The 15,832-nt window shown below is 68.1% G+C and carries 19 protein-coding genes; 6 read left to right on the top strand and 13 right to left on the bottom strand.

Going from position 1 to position 15,832, the window contains the following annotated elements; all coding sequences use genetic code 11:
* Positions 1-28: 28 nt before the first annotated feature.
* Genes QSK35_RS32930 through QSK35_RS32920 form a run of 3 tightly spaced genes read right to left on the bottom strand, consistent with a single transcriptional unit; the run spans position 29 to position 2,303 of the window.
* Complete coding sequence (locus QSK35_RS32930) at positions 29-1,183, bottom strand: GNAT family N-acetyltransferase (protein ID WP_285751552.1); 1,155 nt, start codon at positions 1,181-1,183, stop codon at positions 29-31.
* A complete protein-coding gene (locus QSK35_RS32925; protein ID WP_285751551.1) occupies positions 1,177-1,989 on the bottom strand; it encodes a 3-hydroxyacyl-CoA dehydrogenase family protein in 813 nt (270 codons plus the stop codon). The genes QSK35_RS32930 and QSK35_RS32925 overlap by 7 nt, the downstream gene beginning before the upstream one ends.
* A complete protein-coding gene (locus tag QSK35_RS32920) occupies positions 1,986-2,303 on the bottom strand; it encodes an EthD family reductase (protein ID WP_285751550.1) in 318 nt (105 codons plus the stop codon). The genes QSK35_RS32925 and QSK35_RS32920 overlap by 4 nt, the downstream gene beginning before the upstream one ends.
* A 74-nt stretch (positions 2,304-2,377) precedes the next feature.
* Between QSK35_RS32920 and QSK35_RS32915 the strand changes: the two genes are divergently transcribed.
* Complete coding sequence (locus QSK35_RS32915; RefSeq protein ID WP_285751549.1) at positions 2,378-3,034, top strand: histidine phosphatase family protein; 657 nt, start codon at positions 2,378-2,380, stop codon at positions 3,032-3,034.
* 252 nt (positions 3,035-3,286) lie between these two features.
* On the opposite strand, the gene rpmF is transcribed toward QSK35_RS32915, so the two are convergent.
* The 3 genes from rpmF to QSK35_RS32900 are packed head-to-tail and all read right to left on the bottom strand — an operon-like array spanning position 3,287 to position 4,571.
* On the bottom strand, positions 3,287-3,448 hold the full coding sequence (gene rpmF / locus QSK35_RS32910) for a 50S ribosomal protein L32 (protein WP_285751548.1): 162 nt from the start codon (positions 3,446-3,448) through the stop codon (positions 3,287-3,289).
* Entirely contained in the window at positions 3,448-3,699 is a 252-nt protein-coding gene (locus QSK35_RS32905; protein WP_285751547.1) for a type B 50S ribosomal protein L31, read from the bottom strand. The genes rpmF and QSK35_RS32905 overlap by 1 nt, the downstream gene beginning before the upstream one ends.
* On the bottom strand, positions 3,696-4,571 hold the full coding sequence (locus QSK35_RS32900) for a GTP-binding protein (RefSeq protein ID WP_285751546.1): 876 nt from the start codon (positions 4,569-4,571) through the stop codon (positions 3,696-3,698). Before QSK35_RS32900 ends, QSK35_RS32905 begins: the two co-directional genes overlap by 4 nt.
* A 46-nt stretch (positions 4,572-4,617) precedes the next feature.
* On the opposite strand from QSK35_RS32900, the gene rpmB reads away from it, so the two are divergent.
* Together rpmB and rpsR are read left to right on the top strand one after the other, a co-directional pair.
* Positions 4,618-4,851 (top strand): 50S ribosomal protein L28, encoded by a 234-nt coding sequence (gene rpmB, locus QSK35_RS32895; RefSeq protein WP_502881754.1) that lies wholly within the window; start codon positions 4,618-4,620, stop codon positions 4,849-4,851.
* Entirely contained in the window at positions 4,848-5,075 is a 228-nt protein-coding gene (rpsR, locus tag QSK35_RS32890) for a 30S ribosomal protein S18 (protein ID WP_285751544.1), read from the top strand. Before rpmB ends, rpsR begins: the two co-directional genes overlap by 4 nt.
* A 131-nt stretch (positions 5,076-5,206) precedes the next feature.
* Here rpsR and QSK35_RS32885 read toward each other — a convergent pair whose 3' ends face one another.
* Positions 5,207-5,557, bottom strand: a complete 351-nt coding sequence (locus QSK35_RS32885; protein ID WP_285751543.1) for a hypothetical protein — start codon at positions 5,555-5,557, stop codon at positions 5,207-5,209.
* Positions 5,558-5,641: 84 nt separating this feature from the next.
* Here QSK35_RS32885 and bluB point away from each other — a divergent pair, with 84 nt between their 5' ends.
* Together bluB and QSK35_RS32875 are read left to right on the top strand one after the other, a co-directional pair.
* Positions 5,642-6,280: a 5,6-dimethylbenzimidazole synthase gene (bluB, locus tag QSK35_RS32880; RefSeq protein WP_285751542.1), complete on the top strand. Its 639-nt coding sequence runs from the start codon at positions 5,642-5,644 to the stop codon at positions 6,278-6,280.
* A gap of 53 nt (positions 6,281-6,333) precedes the next feature.
* Positions 6,334-7,833: a tetratricopeptide repeat-containing diguanylate cyclase gene (locus QSK35_RS32875; RefSeq protein WP_285751541.1), complete on the top strand. Its 1,500-nt coding sequence runs from the start codon at positions 6,334-6,336 to the stop codon at positions 7,831-7,833.
* Between the two features lie 162 nt (positions 7,834-7,995).
* On the opposite strand, the gene QSK35_RS32870 is transcribed toward QSK35_RS32875, so the two are convergent.
* Together QSK35_RS32870 and QSK35_RS32865 are read right to left on the bottom strand one after the other, a co-directional pair.
* On the bottom strand, positions 7,996-8,643 hold the full coding sequence (locus tag QSK35_RS32870) for a response regulator (RefSeq protein ID WP_285751654.1): 648 nt from the start codon (positions 8,641-8,643) through the stop codon (positions 7,996-7,998).
* A gap of 132 nt (positions 8,644-8,775) precedes the next feature.
* A complete protein-coding gene (locus QSK35_RS32865; protein ID WP_285751540.1) occupies positions 8,776-9,372 on the bottom strand; it encodes a peptidoglycan recognition protein family protein in 597 nt (198 codons plus the stop codon).
* Positions 9,373-9,503: 131 nt separating this feature from the next.
* Here QSK35_RS32865 and QSK35_RS32860 point away from each other — a divergent pair, with 131 nt between their 5' ends.
* Positions 9,504-12,704, top strand: coding sequence for a penicillin acylase family protein (locus QSK35_RS32860; RefSeq protein WP_502881753.1), 3,201 nt, complete (start codon positions 9,504-9,506; stop codon positions 12,702-12,704).
* Positions 12,705-12,762: 58 nt separating this feature from the next.
* Here the strand turns inward: QSK35_RS32860 and QSK35_RS32855 are convergent, their stop codons facing one another.
* The 4 genes from QSK35_RS32855 to QSK35_RS32840 form a co-directional block, all read right to left on the bottom strand.
* Positions 12,763-13,536, bottom strand: a complete 774-nt coding sequence (locus tag QSK35_RS32855) for a hypothetical protein (RefSeq protein WP_285751539.1) — start codon at positions 13,534-13,536, stop codon at positions 12,763-12,765.
* A gap of 62 nt (positions 13,537-13,598) precedes the next feature.
* Entirely contained in the window at positions 13,599-14,195 is a 597-nt protein-coding gene (locus tag QSK35_RS32850; RefSeq protein ID WP_285751538.1) for a Crp/Fnr family transcriptional regulator, read from the bottom strand.
* A 20-nt stretch (positions 14,196-14,215) separates the two neighbouring features.
* Positions 14,216-14,950 carry an FkbM family methyltransferase gene (locus QSK35_RS32845; protein ID WP_285751537.1) on the bottom strand — a complete coding sequence of 245 codons (735 nt, stop codon included), beginning with the start codon at positions 14,948-14,950 and terminating at the stop codon, positions 14,216-14,218.
* Positions 14,951-14,959: 9 nt separating this feature from the next.
* The gene (locus tag QSK35_RS32840; protein WP_285751536.1) at positions 14,960-15,805 is read right to left on the bottom strand and encodes a hypothetical protein; all 846 of its coding nucleotides are present in this window, start codon (positions 15,803-15,805) and stop codon (positions 14,960-14,962) included.
* Between the last annotated feature and the right edge of the window lie 27 nt (positions 15,806-15,832).

The raw sequence follows: 15,832 nt of genomic DNA, 5'->3' as shown, positions 1-15,832 counted from the left end.
ATTGAGACGGAAGGTTCACGCTACGCGGTCAGAAGAAGTCAGCGAGTCGCGGAACCCCTGGCGTGCCAACGAGTTGATCAAGGCCGGCGGCGTCGGCCGGATCCGCGTCGAGCAGGTTCGCCCTGCGCAACGCATGCGTGTCGTACATGCCCGAGTACCACGGCCCGAGGGCGCGAGCGTGCATCCGGACCGCTCCGGAGCCGCCCGGTTCGCACCGAATCTCCCCGTTTCTGCTGACAATCCGGTGCCTGCCCGCGTTCCAGGGCGCAGTGTCGTCGGTCACATCGATGTCGACGACGAAGTCGCGGAGGTGCGTCGGCCACCCTCTCGCGGCGATGGCGGCGGGGAGGTCGACCACGCGGAGCATCCACAGCCACGTCGACACCTCGTGCCGCATCTGCTGCGACGTGAACAACGCGAGCAGCGCAGGGTCGGTGATCCGCACCTCGAGGTTCTCGATGGTGCCTTGCCACGACTTGAGCTCGGCGAGCAACGAAAGTTGCGCGTCGGCGTCGGTGCCAACGACGTCGAACACCTTGAGCGCGGAGTTGGGCAGGCGCATCGCGGTCAGGTAGCCGCGCAGCTCGCCGTCCGCGCCGGGCAGGACACTGACGACGTCCAGCCCGAGCACTTTGGACAGGTCGATGCGCGGCGGGCGGCGGTCGAGCATGCCGTTCACCGTGCGCGCCAGACCCAGGTAGCACTCGTGCAGCGCCTTGAGCATGTCCGGTGTGGCCGGTTGGGCCACGAGCCGGTTCGCGGGCTTCGGCGCGGCGAGCAGCCGGTCGATCGGCAGCCTCGTGAACTCGTAGACGCCGGCGCGTTCGTAGCCGCGCGTGCGATACAGCTCGGGCACCGTCGCGTACAGCACCGACAGGCTCTGGCCGTGTTCACGCATGTCCCGCAACGCCGCGTCGAGCAGGCCGGACGCGACGCCGCGGCCCCGTGCGTACGGGTCGACGGCCACGCCGCCGACGCCGCCCATCGGCACCGCCCTGCCGCCGAAGAACTGCGCGTACTCGCCGATGCCGAGCACGCCCGCGATCCGGCCGTCGATCTCGGCGACCAGCCCGCGCACGCCGGGTTCGATGGGCGGTTCGTCCTCGCTGACGGAGCTGAACGCGACCTTCCGGAGGCGCTGTACCTCGGCATAGTCGTCGGCGGTCTGCTCGCGGATCACCATGCGAAGAAGCCCTGCCCGGACTTCTGGCCCAGCTCGCCCTTCGCCACCTTGTCCCGCAACAGTTGCGGCGGCTCGAACCGCGGGCCGAGCTCGCGCGCCAGGTGTTCGGCGATCGCGAGGCGCACGTCGAGCCCGACCAGGTCGGTGAGCTTGAGCGGGCCCATCGGCCAGCGGTAGCCGAGCGTCATGCCGGTGTCGATGTCCTCGGCGGACGCGACGCCCTCCTCGAGCATGCGGATCGCTTCCATGCCGACCGCGACGCCCAGCCGTGACGTGGCGAACCCCGGCGAGTCGCGCACCTCGATGACGGTCTTGCCCAGCTCCTCCGCGATGGTGCGGGCCTTGGCGAGGTTGGCCGGGTCGAGCCCCTTGTGGTGGACGAGCTCCACCAGCTGCTGGACCGGCACGGGGTTGAAGAAGTGCATGCCGAGCACGCGCTCGCCCGGCAGCCCTTCGGCGATCTCCGCGATCGACAGGCTGGACGTGTTCGACGCCAGCAGAGCATTCGGGCAAGCGTTTGCGGCCTCACCCAGGATGGTGCGCTTGAGCGCTACTTTTTCGGGCACAGCCTCGATGACCAGCTCGGCATCCTGCGGCAGGTCACCGGTCCGGACGTGCGCGAACGCCTCGTCGGCGCTCGCCAGCTTGCCCTTCTCCTCGGCCTTGCCGAGCGAGGCCCGGACGTTGCGCAGCGCGTGCTCCAGCCGGCTGGGCTCCTCGCGCAACGTCACCTCGTGGCCGTGCGCGACCAGCACGTGCACGATGCCCGCACCCATCGTGCCGCCGCCGATGACGACGGCCTTCACGCCACGACCTCGGCGGTGAACATCGCGACGAGCTCCATGCCGCCGATCTCGGTGAGGTTGGCGCCCGACGACGCCCACTCGGGCGTCTTGAACGCGGCCTTCATCGCGGCCTCGTTCTCGAAGTAGAGCTCCGCGATGAGGTGCAGCTCGGTGTCGCCGAGGAAGCCGGGGACGGGCACGCGGCTGACCTTCGCGACCTCGGCGCGGACGAGTCCGGGCACCGACTCGGCGATCGGAATGTGCGTCTCGAAGTACTTCCGGTCGAAGCCCTCCGGGTCGGCCGGCTTGCGGTACAAAGCGATGTACTTGATCACGTTGGCACTCCCCGATGTCGACTCGCCCAGCACTCTAACGCTGCTCCGGTTGGGTCTACCGGCACGATGGAGGTGTGCGGATCATCCTCCTGCGGCACGGGCAGAGCCTCGGTAACGTCGACGAGCTGGCGTACTGCCGGGTGCCGGACCACGCGTTGCCGCTGACTCCACTGGGCGAGCGGCAGGCGCGCGCGGTCGGCCCCCAGGTGCGTGCCCTGATCGGCTCGTCGCCGGTCGCGGTGTACGTGTCGCCGTACAAGCGCACGCGCCGCACCCTGGAGCTCCTGGAGGTATCGGCCGAACGGATCGTCGCCGAGCCGCGGCTGCGCGAGCAGGACTGGGGCAACCTCCAGGACCCGGTGCAGCAGGAGATGCTGAAGCACCAGCGGCACGCGTTCGGGCACTTCTTCTTCCGGCTGCCGAACGGCGAGTCAGGTGCGGACGTCGACGACCGCATCGCTGCGTTTCTCAGCGAGCTGCAGGTGCGGCTGCTGCTGGAGGAACCGCATCCGAAGACCGTGCTGATCGTGTCGCACGGGCTGACGATCCGGTTGCTGTGCCGGCGGCTGTTCGCGTGGTCGGTGGACCTCTTCGAGTCTCTGTCCAATTTGGACACGTGCGAGACTCGCGTGCTGGACTGGGACGGCTCGGCGTGGAAGCTGGATCGCCCGTTCGTCCAGTGGCGCGACTCACCGGACGGGGCGACCCAGCTGGGCCCGCCGGTCCCCTAGACCACGCCCGTTCCCTCGGCGACGTTCAGCCCGCCGGTCCTCGCCCACCTTCGAACAGGTGTCCCCCGCGAAGGGGGACCCCTTGCTTTGATTCTTCCAGAAGGGTCTGACAATTCCGGGCCGTCAGACCACGTTCAGCCTCGCCGGCCCCCAGGCAGCGCCGGCCCCTTAGAGCAACCTCAAACGGGCGTCCCCCGCCAAGGGGGACCCCCTGCTTTCAATTCTCCCAGAAGGGTCTGACAATTCCGGCCCTCAGAGCAGCCCGCGCCGATACGCGGCGACCAACCGCCGCGGCACCAGCAACTCGCGCCCGTCCAACGCCCGCACCGGCACGAGATCCGGCGCGACCGTCTTCCACCGCGCCCGCCGATGCCGAGTGTTCGACCGGGACGTCCGCCGCTTCGGCACGGCCATCAGCGCACCCGCTTCCCGTAGCGGCGGTTGAACTTCTCCACCCGCCCGGCGGTGTCGACGAGCCGCTGCGAGCCCGTCCAGAACGGGTGTGAGTCGGCCGTGACGTCCACCGCGATCAGCGGGTAGGTGTTGCCGTCGGACCACTCGACCGTCCGGTCGGACGTCGCGGTCGAGCGCGTCAGGAACGCCGTGCCCGTCGCCGCGTCCTGGAAGACCACCGGGTGATAGTCGGGGTGAATGCCCTGCTTCATGAGACCTTCCTGATCGACTCCACGAACGACAGCTCGTCGTCCGTCAACAGCGCTTCCTCGAACGTCGCGACCAGCGAGTCGGGACACCCGAGCGTGATCGCGACGATCTGCTGACCGGGCATCCCGCCCCACGGCCCGGCCTCGCCGACGTGCAGCCCGCATCCCGCGGACTCCAGCCGCATCGCGACGTCCGGCTCGTCGGCAACCCATAGACACCCGCGCGCCCGCACGACGGAGCCGTCGAGCAACACGTCGAGCGCGTCGTTGAGCCGCACGGGATGAAACGGCCGATCGGCGGTGAACACCGCGGTCGACACGCCGTCCGACGGCACGAGCGGAATCAGCTTCGGCCGCGAAGCCCGTTGCACCACAACGGTTTCAGGCGTGCACCGCACGGCGTTGGGCGCGAGCCGGTCAAGCACGGCGAGCGTGCGGTCGTCGGCTTCCCCTTGCAGCACCAGCACATCGGCCGCCTCGACCTGCGCGACGACCACCTGCGCGACCGTGCGCTGATCCGTCACCATCGAGGCGTCGCTCAACGCGTCCTCAAGCCAGCTCTCCGCGTCGAGCACGGTGATGACGCACTCGACGCGCACGCCGCTCTCCTCGAGAGCGCGCCGCACGACCGCGGGTTCGAGCAACGGGTCGAGGTGCCACACGATCCGGCCGCCGATCCGCAACATGTCCTCGCGAATCGCGCAGGACACGCAGCCGGCCTCCAGCTCGGTGACCACACCGTCGAGCCACCGGCGAACCACGCCCTCCTCGCTCAGGTCGTGCCTGACCAGCACGGATCCAGGCAGGTCGAACCAGACCCGCGCGGCCACGTCGTGGTCTGCCAACCCCGACACCATGACGACAACGGTTTCCATGTGCGTTACTGTAGATGAAAATGAATGTCATCTTCAAGGAGGTCTTGTGCGTCACTGCCAGCTGACCGGCCGCGCGCCGGGCTACGGCAACCGCGTCTCGCACTCGCAACGCAGGACGCGCCGGCGTTGGCTGCCCAACACGCAGCGCCGCCGCTACTGGCTGCCGTCGGAACGCCGGTACGTCGTGCTTACGTTGTCCGCCAAGGGAATGAAGACCGTGGACCGCCGCGGCATCGAGTCGGTGGTGGCGCAGCTGCGCCGAGACGGGGTGCGGGTGTGACCGACCGCAGGCCGAAGCGCAGGCAGAACCTGCTCGCGAAGGAAGGCATCACGCACGTGGACTGGAAGGACGCCACGCTGCTGCGCAAGTTCATCTCGGACCGCGGCAAGATCCGATCCCGCCGCGTCACAGGCCTGACACCGCAACAACAACGCCAGATCGCCACCGCCATCAAGAACGCGCGCGAAATGGCCCTGCTGCCCTACCCGTCCCAAGGCCGCTGACCCAAGCAGTCCCGCACACGAACGCGGGAACTGTCAGACCTGCTCGCTAGCCTGGAATCCGGGAGCCCACCCACCACCAAGGCGGACACCCAGGAGCGCCCGGATCCGACGCTAGCAGGCAGGTCTGACAGTCAGGGCCGAACGGGAGTGGGCTGCACGGCCAGCACAACGGACATCACCCGCACCGCCGCACTGGCGAGCGTCGCCAGCACGGCCAGCTGCACCATGATCGCCAGCAGCCACCGCATCTCGGCGGAGAAGGTGAGCTCCCCGGCTGGCCCAACGAGAAACGTGGCGTACAAACCCCAGCACTGGAGCGCGGCGAGCACGGCACCCACGATCGTCGTGTGCAGTGAGACCACCAGCACGACCGCGACGAGCAGGATGAGCGCCAGCACCGGCCACATCCCCGTCGCGACGGTCACGGCGACGCCGCATCCGAATCCGAGTGCCGAGCCGTATCCACCACCGATTCTTCGCATCACACCGGTCTATCGCCTGAGATGAGATTTGCGCCACCTCACCGGCATGAAGTTACTGCTTTCGCGTGAGGCACGATCGTACGAATGAGCCCAGACCTCTACCAGGTGTTGCACCGCCGCCGAGACACCAGGGGCGAGTTCACCGGCGAGGAAATCGCCGACGACGTGCTGCGCCGCATCCTCGACGCCGCCCACGCGGCCCCCAGCGTCGGGCTTTCCCAGCCGTGGGACTTCGTGCTCGTGCGCAACCCGGACACGCGCCGCGCGTTCCGCGACCACGTGCAGGCCGAACGGAGCGTCTTCGCCGCCCAACTCGAGGGTGAACGCGCTGAGCTGTTCGCTCGTATCAAAGTCGAGGGTGTCATGGAGTCGACCCTCGGCATCGTCGTCACCTACGACCCGGACCGCGGTTCGCCGGCCGTGCTCGGGCGTCACGCCATCGCCGATGCGGGGCTCTACTCCGTGTGCCTGGCAATCCAGAACCTGTGGCTCGCGGCCACCGCCGAGGGCCTCGGGGTCGGTTGGGTGAGCTTCTACAAGGAGGACGTACTGCGCCGTCTGCTCGACATCCCGTCCCGGCTGCGTCCGGTCGCCTGGCTCTGCGTCGGACCGGTCAGGCACCTGCCCGAAACGCCGGATCTGGAACGTCACGGTTGGCGCAATCGTCTACCTCTTGATGACGTCCTGCACCACGATCGGTACAGGGCGCGACCGTCCCGGTAGCCTGTGGGGGCTCAACCGGCTGCTAGGCGAGTCGGAACGGAGTCGAGAACAGAGTGGAACAGCGCGATCCGCTGGTGGCGGGCCAGATTCCGCGACTGGACCGTGAGGTCCGCGCGCTGCTGAACGCTGGGCGCCTACCGGAGGCGAACAGCCTGTTCGACGAGGTCGTCACAAAGGTGTCGCCCGGCGTGGACCGCTGGGTGCGCTCCGCCGTACTGGTGAACCGCGCGGTTCTGGCCTGGCGTTTGGGCCGCATCCCGCTGGCCCTGGAACTGGCCGCCGAAGGGTGGACCGACCTGGAGGCCGACCGCGTGGACAGTCCTGCGGTAGCCCAGACCCTGGGCTCCCTCGGCTATCTACTGGAAGGAATCGGCAACCGCCGAGCGGCCCTGGACATGGTCCGCCTCTCAGTCCAGGTAGGCCGCCGCGCGGGCAACACCGACACCCTCGCCCAGTGCCTGCAACGAGTGGGCGGCCTCCTCAACTTCCGCGCGTGCTCCGGCCCGGCCGAGGCCGCCCCAGCGATCTTCGAAGAGGCCCGCGGCTACCTGGAAGAGGGCCTGGCGCTTGTCAAGGACGAGATCCTGCACCGAGCCCTGCTGGGCGCCTTCGGCCGCTCACTGGCCGGCGTAGGCGAACTGGAAAAGTCCGAACAGGTAGCCCGCGAAACCCTCCACCTGGCGACCGTGGCGGACGACCTGTGGGGCATCTCGGTAGGCAACTGGGTCCTGGCAGTAGTACGCCGCGAACAGGGCAACCTGGCCGAGGCCCGCACCTACGCCTCACGCGCGGTGACGAACGCGGAACGCATCAACGACACCTCTCTTCTCCTCCGTTTCTCCACCGAACTGGCCGACATCTGCGCCGCCCTGGGCGACTCGGTAGGCGAAGCCGCCGCACTACGCCGTTCCGTGGCAGCGAGCCGAACCGCCACCGAAACCCTCCAGGAGGGCCTGGGCCAGGCCTTGGAACAACGCCGGGTCGCGGTGCAGGCCCAACGACTGGCTGTAGCGGCCCAGGAAGCAGCAGCCCGCGACCCACTGACCGGCCTGGCCAACCGCCTGGGCCTGGAGCGCGCCGCGCAGGCACTACTCGAATCCACCGCCGCCCGCGGCCGAGTGCCGTGGCTGGTCCTGGTCGACGTCGACTGGTTCAAGGGAGTCAACGACGACGCGGGCCACGCGGCGGGCGACGCGGCCCTACGGGAAATCGCCCAACTACTACGCCGCGAGTGCCGGGCCGACGACCTGGTAGCGCGCTGGGCTGGCGACGAGTTCGTAGTACTGCTGGGCGACGCCTCCAACGACCGCGACATCGGCCCCATGGTCGCGGAACGCATCCGCGCGGCGGTGGACGGCCACGACTGGACGATGGTGCTGGGCACGGCCCGCCGCCCCACCGTGTCGATCGGCGTGGCAGCGGGTCCGGCAAAGCTGGACCAGCTGTTCGCAGCGGCGGACATGGCCCTGTACCGAGCAAAACGCCACGGCCGCAACAGAGTCGAGGTCGAACCCTCCTGCGAGGAAGTCCCAGAGATCGTCAGCGGGAACTAGCACCCGCCCGCACGAAACGGCAGCAAAAGCACCAAGGGGTCCCCCCGTCCGGGGCACCCCTTGCGCATATCCTACCGATCAAAACCGCAGGTCACGCCCGCAATCCACAACCTGTGGACAACTCCCCATCCCTGTGGATAACCCCACAAGCAGGGCGCGGGATCAGGCGATCAACCCGCCGCGATAAGCCACCAACGCAGCCTGAACCCGATTAACAGCCCCGATCTTCCCCAGCACCGAGGACACATACCCCTTAACGGTCGCCTCGGACAGATGAAGAGTCCCGCCGATCTCGGCGTTCGACATCCCCTGCCCGATGAGCACGAGCACCTCACGCTCCCGCTCCGAAAGCGAGGACAGCAACCGCCGAGCAGGCTCAGCCATCCGCTCTCCGTCAGCGACCGCGGCAAGCACCCGAGCCGCAACCCCGGGGTCGAGCACCGCGCCCCCGCGAGCCAGATCCCGCACCGCCTTGACCAGCTGCTCAGGCTCGGTGTCCTTCAACAGGAACCCGGAAGCCCCTAGCCGCAAGGCCTCGGAAACGTACTCGTCAACGTCGAACGTGGTCAGGATGCACACCCGAGGCTGATCGGGCAGCGTCCGCAGCCGCCGCAGTGCCGCAAGCCCGTCCGAGGTGCGCATACGGATGTCCAACAGCACGACATGAGGACGGTGCTGGCGCGCCAGGTCGGCCACCAGGTGCCCGTCGTCGCATTCGGCGACCACTTCGATGTCACCGACGCTGCTCAGGATCATGCGGAGGCCCGAGCGAACGAGATCCTCGTCGTCGGCCAGCAAAACCTTGATCACGACGCCTCCCGCATTGGCGTTCCGTGCTCCCACATGGCGCAAGCTTCGCGTACGAACACGCAAGCTCGCGTTAATTCTCAGTTATCTCATCATGTGGTAGGAGATTTGCCGGGAGATCGTCCACGTTCACAGTTACCGGAATTGCGCGGCAACTTCGCTGCGTAAGCGCGGGAGCATGGCATAGAGGGCGTCACCGGGACACTGAGTGACGAAGAAGTCTCGATGTCCAAAAATCTCAGTGGTTGGAATGTTGTACCGATCACACACGTGTGCGCAGAACTGAACGAGTGAATCCCACTGTTGTTGTGGCGGCACCGTGTCCATGTAGATGCCTTCGTTCTCGATTCCGATCGCACGGTCGTTCTGGCCCGGACAGTGGGCGCCCACGACCATGCGATCACCGGCCTCCAGGGCGTCCCGGCTGCCGTGCCGGCCCTCCATCAGCACGCCGCCGCGACTGATCGTGAAGTGCTGACCGGAGTCGGCCCAGCCGTTGGTGTCCATGTGCAGGTCCTGGATCCACCGCGCCAGCTCGTACGCGTGCCCGATCGACAGGTCGTCGGAGTTCGCGGTCGCCGTGTGGTGGATCAGGATCCGGACCGGCCGCCCGACGAGAACGAGCGGCTCCTGAGGCGGCCGCGCACCCCAGTCTTCGCAGGTCCGGATGGGTGGCGAGCCGCCCGCTACCGGGAGCGCCGCCACACCGATGAGGAACGTTCGCCTCCGCATCCGATCTTGATGCCACACCTGATCGATTCAGCGCCCGATCAGACGATTAGAACGTGAAAGGCTTTCGCAAAGTGCCGTACCGAAAGTAACGTGCGCCACACCAGCCCTGCATGGAGAGGAGCTCTGCGGTCATGCGGAGAGCCGCCAACAGGCGTGCCGTGGTCACCCTGCTCGCCACGGCCGCCGTCACCGCTTCGATGATCAGTTCCGCGCAGGCCGAGGACACGAGAGAAGCCGCGTTCACCGCCGACGACTACTGCCTCGGGCAGTGCGGCGATGTGCTGCCACCCGGTCAGAACGGCAACGCGACGCTCGCCGAGATCCTGGCGCACAAGGCGTTCGGCACCCGGCCCGCGCACGCCGCGGACCAGCTCGGCAAGTACGACGCGATGTCGTCCGGGTTCACCGGCCTGACGAACGAGCAGCTCAGCGACTTCTACAACGACGCCTCCTTCGGTGTGCCCGCCGACCAGGTCGAGAGCACGATCAAGCCACGTTCGGACGTGACGATCGTGCGCGACAAGAAGATCGGCATGGCGCACATCAACGGCACCACCCGGTCCGGTACCGAGTTCGGCGCGGGATACGCCGCCGCCCAGGACCGGTTGTGGCTGATGGACCTGTTCCGCCACCTCGGTCGCGGCACGCTCAGCGGGTTCGCCGGCGGCGCACCCGGCAACCGCGCGCTGGAACAGGGTTTCTACAGCCAGATCGCCTACACCGAAGCAGACCTGCAGGCCCAGATCGACCGCGTCGCGAACAGCGGTCCGCGCGGTCAGCAGGCGCTGCAGGACGTGAAGGACTACATCGACGGCATCAACGCCTACCTGACGAAGTCCGTCCACGACCGCAACTTCCCCGGCGAGTACGTCCTGACCGGGCACGCGGACTCCATCACGAACTGGAACGACATCCAGCCGTTCAAGGCGACCGACATGGTCGCGATCGCCTCCGTCGTCGGCGGTCTGTTCGGCGCGGGCGGCGGCGGCGAAGTCCAGTCGGCGCTGGTGAAGCTCGCCGCGCAGAACAAGTACGGCGCCACCATGGGCGACCAGGTGTGGCGCGCGTTCCGCGCGCAGAACGACCCGGAGGCCGTGCACACCGTCCACAACGGACAGTCGTTCCCCTACTCCTCCTCACCGGCGAACCCGCAGGGGGTCGCGCTGCCGGACGCGGGCAGCGTGACTCCCGAGCGCATGGTCTACGACGAGGTCGGCGGCCAGGGCACCACGGCCGTAGCCGCGCCGGCGGACCAGGAGAAGGTGCGCGGCCTGTTCGAGGACGGCGTCCTGCCCGCCGACCTGGCGACGCGGCACGGCATGTCCAACGCGCTCGCGGTCTCCGGCGCCTACACCGACACCGGCAACCCGGTCGCCGTGTGGGGCCCGCAGACCGGCTACTTCGCGCCGCAGCTGCTGATGCTGCAGGAGCTCAACGGTCCGGGCCTGCGGTCGCGCGGCGTCTCGTTCGCGGGCGTCAGCATGTACGTGCAGCTCGGCCGCGGCGTCGACTACTCGTGGAGCGCGACGTCGGCCGGTCAGGACATCATCGACTCGTACGCCGTCGAGCTGTGCGAGCCGAACGGTGGCACGCCGACGAAGGCGTCGCAGTCCTACAAGTGGCGCGACCAGTGCCTGCCGCTGGAACGGCTGGAGCGCAAGAACTCCTGGAAGCCGACCGTCGCGGACGGCACGAAGGAGGGCTCGTACACGCTGGTCATGTGGCGCACGAAGTACGGCCTCGTGACGCACCGCGGCACGATCGGCGGCAAGCCGGTCGCGTACACCACGCTGCGTTCCACGTACCTGCACGAGGTCGACTCGATCATCGGGTTTCAGGAGCTGAACGACCCGGCCGCGGTGAGGTCCGCACAGGACTTCCAGCGCACGGTGGCCAAGATCGGCTACACGTTCAACTGGCTCTACGTCGACTCGAAGGACGCCGCGTACTACAACTCGGGCCTCAACCCGGTGCGCAAGTCCACTGTGGACCCCAACCTGCCGATCTGGGGCCAGCAGGCCTACGAGTGGGAGGGCTGGAACGCCGACCTCAACACGGCGCAGTACACGGGGTACGCCCAGCACCCGAACGCGCTCAACCAGGACTACTTCATCTCCTGGAACAACAAGCCGGCGCCCGGCTACACCGCGGGCGGGTTCAACTACACGTCGGTGCACCGCGGCGACCTCCTCGACACGCGAGTGAAAGCTCTCGTCACGAGCGGCAAGAAGGTGACCCGCGCATCGCTGACCAAGGCGATGGCCGAGGCCGGCGTCGCGGACCTGCGCGGCGAACAGGTGCTGCCGCACCTGTTGCGGGTCATCAAGACCGCGGCCGTGTCCGACCCGGCCCTCGCGTCGACCGTCCAGAAACTGGACGACTGGGTGCGGTCCGGCGCGCTGCGCAAGGAGACGGCCAAGGGCAGCAAGGCCTACGCCAACGCAGAGGCGATCCGCGTGCTCGACGCATGGTGGCCGCTGCTGGTGCAGGCCGAGTTCCAGCCGATGGGCACGGACCTCTACACCGCGCTGGCCGGTGCCATGCAGATCGACGAGTCCCCCTCGGACGCCCATGGCGGTCCGAACGCCACGCCGCACAAGGGATCCGCGTTCCAGTACGGCTGGTGGGGCTACGTCGACAAGGACATCCGCAAGGTCCTCGGCGACCAGGTGCAGAGCCCGTTCCCGCAGACCTACTGCGGCAACGGCGTGCTGACCGCGTGCCGCCAGGTCCTGCTGGACACGCTGAAGCAGGCCGCCGCGAAGCCCGCCAACCAGGTCTACCCCGGTGACGCGGACTGCGCCGCGGGCGACCAGTGGTGCGCGGACACGATCATCCACCGCGCGATGGGCGGCATCACGCAGGACAAGATGACCTGGCAGAACCGCCCGACCTACCAGCAGGTCGTGCAGTTCCCGTCCCGGCGTGGAGCGTCACTGACGAATGTCGCCCGAGGTCGGACGGCCACGGCGTCCAGCTACGAGAAGGGCTGGAACACCCTGCCACCACTGAACGTCCTGGACGGCAACACCGGCTCGCGGTGGGCGTCGGACTGGAGCGACGACCAGTGGATCCAAATAGACCTCGGCAGCGTGCAACGGATCGGTCGCGCGGTGTTGCGATGGGAATCCGCGTACGCCAAGGGATACCGCGTCGAGGTCTCTTCGGACGGCACGAACTGGCGCCAGGTCTACGTCACCACAACGGGTAACGGCGGGGACGACGTTGTGTCATTCGTACCAACGGACGCGCGATACCTCCGAATGACGGGTACCGAGCGCGCCACTCGTTACGGATACTCTCTGTACGAACTTGAGGTCTACGGCTCGTAGACCCCACGAGAGAGGACCTCGGTCCACCCCCAGGGGCCGAGGTCCTCTTCTATTTCCCCTACTTGTCGTGGTTCACGCGGCCGATGCGGCCGGCCTGGATCACCGTGCCGTGGGCCGTGCCGGAGAACTCGTTGTGGTTGCTGTACTTCGGCGTGCGATCCTTCTTCTTCTCGGGCATCTTGGGCTGTTCGGCCTCGGCGTAACCGGTCGACAGAACGTCGCCGGAAGGCTTGGGACAGTGCAGGTATGCGTTACCGCTATAGGTCTTCACGCTGGCCGGCGCAGCGACGTACTGGGTCACGGGCTTCGGTGAGTACCCAGCCTCGACGACGTCGCGGTACACCCGGTCGGACAGGATCGCGGCGACGAACGTGACGTCCGGATCGGAGCTGTCGAGCAGGCGCCGCACCGGTTCCGCGTCGACCAGCCGATGCGCCTCGACCCGCGCGTTCCCCGTGCCGTCGCCGTCGCCGTCCGCCCGCTCCAGTGGCCCGACCGTGATCGCGACTCGCATGCGCAGCCGCGTCTTGCGGTCGCCCGCGCGCAGCACCTGGTCCTGGTACTCCAGTTCCTGCTGCAGCTTGTCGAGGAACGGACCGATCAACGTCGGCAGTACCTGGGGCGGGAAGCCGATCGCGTAGCCATCGCCGGTGCTGTCGGGGAACTCGCGGTTCTCCCAGATGTCCAGGCGGCCGATCAGCGCGAACGTGCGCTCCAGCACCACCGGGATCAGCTCGGTCAGCATGCGGTGGTCAGCGCCCTTGTGGCCGCTGTAGTCCTTCATGTCGACGACCACGACGGCGCTGTACGGGGGCAGGTCGGGGATTGTCATGCCGACACCGTGGCACTGTGGCGTGTTTCGGAGTGCCCACAAAGTGGCAGCACGACTGTGACTCAGGTCACAAGATGTCGAAGACCTTCGAGATCGGCGACGCGGATCGGGTTGGTGTCGCTGAGGAATCCGCGTTCGTACAACTCGTGCACGGCCTTGCCGATCGCGTTGCGGGACAGGCCGAACGCCCCGGCGATCCAGGACTGCGACATCGGGACCACGTCGTGGTCCGGCCCGGCCAGGTCGACGACCCTGACGATCAGGTCGGCGGTACGCCACAACGGCGGCTCCGCCCTGGTCGTGGCGAGCCCGGCGGACTGCCGGACCTTGCCGGCCAGGTAGGTGCTGAGCGCGTTGCCGGCGTGATGCCGCGCGAGCAACCGTTGGAACGGATCGGCCGCGATCTCGTACGCCACACAGGGTTCGAGCGCGACGACCGCGGCGGACCGGGGGCTGCCGTCCAGCGCCGCCATCTCGCCGACCAACTCCCCCGGCCCGCGCAACGCCACGAGCCGCTCGCTCTTGAGCACCGCGACCCGCCCCTCCTGCAGCGCCAGCAGGAACGAGCCGCGCGCGCCTTCGCGCAGCAGCGGCTCGTTGGCCTTGAAGTCGCGTCGTCGCGCGGTCTCCAGCAGCTCGTACCAGACCTCGGTGGGCACGAGCGCCCGGAAACCCCGCACTAGACCTGGAAGAGGTAGTTGCGCACCCGGTCGTTCACGCGAACCTCGGGCCGCCACGCGCCGTCGTGCCAGATGCTCATCCGGTACCCGCGGTCGACGAGCCAGTCGGCGACGTCCTGCGCCCGATAGCCGAACCGCTCGACGTGCCGTTCCTCGATCTCGAGCAGGATCGCCGGCTTGAACCGTTCGATGGTCTGCTCGCCGCCCTTGAGCACCTTCAGCTCGGCGCCCTCGACGTCGGCCTTGACGAAGTCCAGCCGGTTGATCGAGTTAGTCTTCACGAACCGGTCGAGCGTGTCCGTCCGCACGAACACCTCGATGTGGTCGCTGAACTCCTCGTTGGACCCAAGCCCGTTGGCGCCGGCCGTGAGGAAGCTGCGCCCGGTGACCGGACTCCCGTGCCGCACGGGCACGCTCATCACGTCGCGCCCGTCCTCCTGCTCGCCGAGCGCGACGGCGTGCCGCTTGATGTTCCGCCCTTCGCGCGGCCGCAGAATCTGACTGAGCGCGGGGTGCGCGAACACGAGCGGCTCGATGCTGTGCACAGTCCCTTGTGGACCGACGAGCTGCGCGAGCGTGACCGTGTACAACCCCAGCGCGGCCCCGATGTCGATGCACACGGCCCCCGGCTTGACGACTCTGCCGAGGCCGAGCAGCTCCGGTTCGGCGAACGGGGTGTACTTGGCGAGCACGCGGAGGCCGGCGGCGACGGCGGCGCCACGAAGGTCGGTCATCGCCTCAGCCTAGACGTGCCCGTTCAGGTGCTGTTCCCCCGCGGGCAACCCCACCTGGTCGGCGAACTCGGCCGCGACAGAGCTCCCGCCGTACACGCTCAGCGCCTTGGCGAGGTGCTGCCGCAGGTCCCGGCGATGCCCTTCCTCCAGCCGCGGCAAGGCTTTCTCGAAGCTGCTGACCAGGCTCTCGGCCCAGTGCGGGTCGCTGGTCTGCTGCGCGATGCGCACCAGTTCCTTGATCGTCCCCGCGAGCTCCACCGCCCGTTCGACCTGGTACCCGTTGCGCTGCAACCACCAGATCGTGGCGGTCCCCACGTCGGTCAGCACCTCATCGCGCAGATACCGGATCTCGGTCCGTTCAAGCTCCCGCTCGGCGTGCCTGATCGTGGAATTCCGCAGCAACTCGACATGCTTGCGCGCCATCTCGAGGTCACCCTCGTCGACGCTGACCTTGACGCTTTCCGCGCGCGCCCACACATGCGTGTCGGGCACCTGCCGCTCGTCGGCGAGCTCGTCCCCGAGCTGATGCTGCAACGAGGCGTGATGCACCAGCATCGCCTGCGAACTGATCGCCCGCGCCCGCTGCATGATGCTGTTGATCGCGGCGCTGCGCGGCGCGTGATGCCGCAGCCCGGTGTGCAGATCCAGCCGGTAGACGACGGTGAACTTCACCTGGAAGTCCAGCCCGTACACCGCACTCGGCAACGGCGTCTCGAACTCCTGCTGGTGCGACGACTGCGGCATCGCGTACGTGAAGTCCTCAACCCTGCGCGCGTCGCTGCGCCGGCGCCACCATGCGCCGAACGCGCCCATCGGGCCAGGTCGGATGTCAGGCCAAGGTCTGCCGCTGCTCACGGCACCTCCCTACCTCACGCCCCGGCC

Origin of the sequence: Lentzea sp. NBRC 105346 (genome assembly GCF_030269605.1) — a bacterium.
GTDB lineage: Bacteria > Actinomycetota > Actinomycetes > Mycobacteriales > Pseudonocardiaceae > Lentzea.
This window is presented reverse-complemented; position numbering and strand designations above follow the sequence as displayed.